The sequence below is a fragment of the Pseudomonas sp. K5002 genome (assembly GCF_013386655.1).
Taxonomy (GTDB): domain Bacteria; phylum Pseudomonadota; class Gammaproteobacteria; order Pseudomonadales; family Pseudomonadaceae; genus Aquipseudomonas.
Genome location: NZ_JACARK010000916.1, coordinates 1 through 1,021, shown reverse-complemented (window position 1 = coordinate 1,021; position 1,021 = coordinate 1). Strand labels below are relative to the sequence as shown.

The following is a 1,021-nucleotide window of genomic DNA, read 5'->3' as shown; positions in this document are numbered from 1 at the left end:
GCAGGCCGTGCGCAGCGGGCGCTCGGTGGTCGAGGTGATGCACGACGCACAGTTTGAGGCGATCAGCCGATGAGCGCCGATATCCAGCGGCTGAACCCGCGCCTGGCCAGCGCACAACCGTCTGCCACCTATCGCATCATGGACCGCGTCGCCGAACGCCGGGCGCAAGGCGCGCAGATTATCTCGCTGTGCGCCGGCGAACCGGATTTCGACACCCCGGCGCATATCCGCGAAGCCGCGATCCAGGCCATTGAAACCGGGCATACCCGCTACACCCAGGTGGCCGGTGCGCGGGCCCTGCGGGAGGCGGTGGCGGCGAAGTTCCGGCGCGAAAACGGCCTGGACGTGTCCTGGCAGGACACCCTCGTGTGCAACGGCGGCAAGCAGGTGATCTACAACGCCCTGGCGGCCACCCTCAATGAAGGCGACGAGGTGATCGTGCCCGCGCCGTACTGGGTCAGTTACCCGGAGATGGTGCAACTGTGCGGCGGCGAGGCGCGCATCGTCACTTGCAATGCCAACAGCGGTTTCAAGCTGACACCCGAGGCCCTGGCCGCTGCAATGACCCCGCAGACGCGCTGGCTGATCCTCAACTCACCGTCCAACCCCACCGGTGCGGTGTACAGCGAGGGCGAGCTACGGGCGCTGGCCGAAGTGCTGTTGGCCCACCCGCAGGTGCTGATCCTGGCGGACGACATCTACGAGCACCTGATCTTCGACGGCCAGGTGTTCCATACCCTGGCCCAGGTTGAACCCCGGCTGGCACCGCGCACATTGACCATGAACGGCGTGTCCAAGGCCTACGCCATGACCGGCTGGCGCATCGGTTTCGCCACCGGCCCACGCTGGCTGCTGGAGGCCATGGAAAAACTCCAGGGCCAGCAGACCTCCGGCGCCTGTTCGATCTCGCAACAGGCGGCCCTCGCTGCACTGGAAGGCCCCAGGGATTTCATCCGCGACAGCCGCCGGGTGTTCCAGGCGCGCCGGGACTTGATGGTCCAGTTGCTGAACGACACGCCAG

The 1,021-nt window shown here is 66.8% G+C and carries 1 protein-coding gene; it reads left to right on the top strand.

Translation table 11 applies throughout. The features are described 5' to 3' along the window. Positions 1-69 precede the first annotated feature (69 nt). The coding region (locus tag HX846_RS30950; RefSeq protein ID WP_178966851.1) for a pyridoxal phosphate-dependent aminotransferase at positions 70-1,021 on the top strand (952 nt) is incomplete at its 3' end.